General features: G+C 70.6%; 3 protein-coding genes. All 3 read right to left on the bottom strand.

The annotated features are described in order from the left end of the window. Window positions 1-161, bottom strand: a 161-nt coding sequence (locus G3I19_RS35860; RefSeq protein WP_164267859.1) for an AAA family ATPase, incomplete at its 3' end; no start/stop codon positions are given. A gap of 1 nt (window position 162) precedes the next feature. Further along, entirely contained in the window at window positions 163-1,434 is a 1,272-nt protein-coding gene (locus tag G3I19_RS35855) for an adenosylmethionine--8-amino-7-oxononanoate transaminase (RefSeq protein ID WP_164267858.1), read from the bottom strand. Continuing rightward, window positions 1,427-2,488: a biotin synthase BioB gene (gene bioB, locus G3I19_RS35850; RefSeq protein WP_164267857.1), complete on the bottom strand. Its 1,062-nt coding sequence runs from the start codon at window positions 2,486-2,488 to the stop codon at window positions 1,427-1,429. The genes G3I19_RS35855 and bioB overlap by 8 nt, the downstream gene beginning before the upstream one ends. Between the last annotated feature and the right edge of the window lie 239 nt (window positions 2,489-2,727).

Below are 2,727 nucleotides of genomic sequence, written 5' to 3'. Positions count from 1 at the left end.
CGGGCCACCTCGGCCACGTCGCCGTGCTCGCCGGGCAGCAGCCCGGTCTGCGCCGGCTTCAGCACCGCGACGGACCTGCCCCGCGCGGCGGCCGCCAGCGCGGCGGTCACCACCGTCTTGCCGATCTCCGTGCCGGTTCCCGTCACCACCAGAATCGTCATGTCATGCCTCCCGTGCCACCGCGCACACCGCACGGCAGATCCTGGCGATGTCCTGGTCTCCCGTGATGTACGGCGGCATGGTGTACACGAGATCGCGGAACGGCCGCAGCCACACGCCCGCACCCACCGCCGCCCGGGTCGCGGCCGCCATGTCCACCTCGTGGTCCAGCTGGACCACGCCGATCGCCCCCAGGACCCGGACATCCCGGACGCCCGGCAGCCCGGCGGCCTCCGACAGACCGTCCAGCAGAGCCGCCTCCAGACGTCTGACCTCCGCCTCCCAGTCCTGCCCGAGCAGCAGATCGACCGAGGCACAGGCCACCGCCGCTGCCAGCGGATTGGCCATGAACGTCGGCCCGTGGGCCAGCACCGGCACCTCGCCGCGCGCGATGCCCTCGGCCACCCGCGAGGTGCAGAGCGTCGCCGCCATCGTCAGATAGCCGCCGGTCAGGGCCTTGCCCACACACATCACATCGGGTGCGACCCCGGCGTGGTCCGCGGCGAAGAGTTTGCCCGTACGGCCGAAGCCGGTGGCGATCTCGTCGAAGACCAGCAGCACACCGTGCGCGTCGCACGCTTCGCGCAGCACCCGCAGATACGCGGGGGAGTGGAAACGCATCCCGCCCGCGCCCTGGACCACCGGCTCCACGATCACCGCCGCCAGCTCGTGCGCATGACGGCCGATCAGCTCATGGAGACGGTCGGCGTACCCCTGCTCGTACTCCGCCGGAGGGGCGTCCGCGAAGACCTGCCGGGGCAGCACCCCCGACCACAGGTCGTGCATACCGCCCTCGGGGTCGCACACCGACATGGGCTGCCAGGTGTCCCCGTGGTAGCCGCCCCGCCAGGTCAGCAGCCGCTGCTTCTCGGGGCGGCCCACGGAACGCCAGTACTGCAGACACATCTTGACGGCGACCTCGACCGACACCGAGCCGGAGTCGGAAAGGAACACATGCTGGAGCGGCTCCGGCGTGATCTCCACCAGCTTCGCCGCGAGCCGGACCGCGGGCTCATGGGTGAGCCCGCCGAACATCACATGGCTCATCCGGTCCAGCTGGCCGCGCGCGGCCTCGTTCAGCACCGGGTGGTTGTAGCCGTGGATCGCCGACCACCAGGACGACATGCCGTCCACGAGATCGCCCCCGCCGGCGACCCGCAGCCGGACCCCGGAAGCGGACTCGACGAGCAGCGGCTCCTGCCGGCCCGGCATCGGTCCGTACGGGTGCCAGACATGGCGCCGGTCGAGTTCGAGCAGGTCGGCCGAGTCAGGCATTGGGTGCGAGGTCCGTTCCCGCGCCCCTGCGGCGTACCGAAACCAGGCCCTCGCGGTGTTCGGGCAGCGTCGTCGTGTCCGAGCCCTCCACCACGAAGCCGGCGTCCGCGATCATGTCCAGGTCGGCCCGGCCCGCCTGGCCCTCGCTCGTCAGATAGTCGCCGAGGAAGATGGAGTTGACGAGGTGCAGGGCGAGCGGCTGGAGGGAACGCAGATGTACCTCGCGTCCGCCCGCGAGACGTACCTCGGCGTCCGGGCAGACGAACCGCACCATCGCCAGGATGCGCAGACAACGCTGCGGGGTCAGATGCCAGTCCCCGGCCAGCGGGGTGCCCTCCATCGGGATCAGGAAGTTCACCGGCACGGAGTCGGGATCGAGGCCGCGCAGCGCGAAGACCACGTCGACCAGGTCGGCGTCGCTCTCACCCATCCCCGCGATCAGCCCCGAGCACGCCGAAAGACCGGCGGCCTGGGCATGCTGGACCGTCTCCACCCGGTCGGCGAAGTCGTGGGTGGTGCAGATGTCGGCGTAGGTGGCCTCCGACGTGTTGAGGTTGTGGTTGTACGCGTCCGCCCCGGCCGCCCGCAGCCGCTCCGCCTGACCGTCCTTGAGCAGCCCGAGGCAGGCGCACACCTCGATGTCCTCGTTCTGCCCCTTGATCGCCTCGATCGTCTCCGACACCCGGTCGACATCGCGGTCCGTGGGCCCACGGCCGCTGGCGACCAGACAGACCCGCTTCGCCCCGCCGGCCACTCCGGCCGCGGCCGCCTTCGACGCCTCGTCCGGCTTCAGCCAGGTGTACTTGAGGATCTCCGCCTTGGAGCCCAGCCGCTGCGAGCAGTACGAGCAGTCCTCGGGACACAGGCCCGATTTGAGATTGACGAGATAGTTGAGCTTCACCCGCCGCCCGAACCACTGACGGCGTACCTTTCCGGCTGCCGCCACCACGTCCAGCAGTTCGTCATCGGTCGTCGCCAGCACGGCGAGCGCCTCTTCACGGGTCGGCAGTTCGCGCCGCAGCCCCTTGTCCACCAGCGTGTTCAGCAGGTCCATAGGGGTGATCCTGGCCTACGGCACCACCTCCGGCCAAGGAGGAACCGAACAACACCGCTGACCTGGGGTGTGTGTATTGCCACACCCTGACCCCGCATCGCCCCGGCTAGGGTCTGTGAACTGCCTACAAAAAGGGACCGATCATGACTCCAGCCGCACCCCGCGAGCCCTTCGAGTGGACCGACGCGGCGGCCCGGCGGCGGGCGGACGCGGGGCTGGTGCGCGCGCTCCGGCCGCGG

Origin of the sequence: Streptomyces sp. SID10853 (genome assembly GCF_010548145.1) — a bacterium.
GTDB lineage: Bacteria > Actinomycetota > Actinomycetes > Streptomycetales > Streptomycetaceae > Streptomyces.
The sequence above is the reverse complement of the archived record's forward strand: the minus strand, read 5'-3'. Positions and strand labels throughout refer to the sequence as shown.

Coding starts and splice junctions, on each gene's coding strand:
- G3I19_RS35855 (WP_164267858.1), bottom strand. CDS start 1,434: ATGCCTGACTCGGCCGACCTGCTCGAACTCGACCGGCGCCATGTCTGG.
- bioB (WP_164267857.1), bottom strand. CDS start 2,488: ATGGACCTGCTGAACACGCTGGTGGACAAGGGGCTGCGGCGCGAACTG.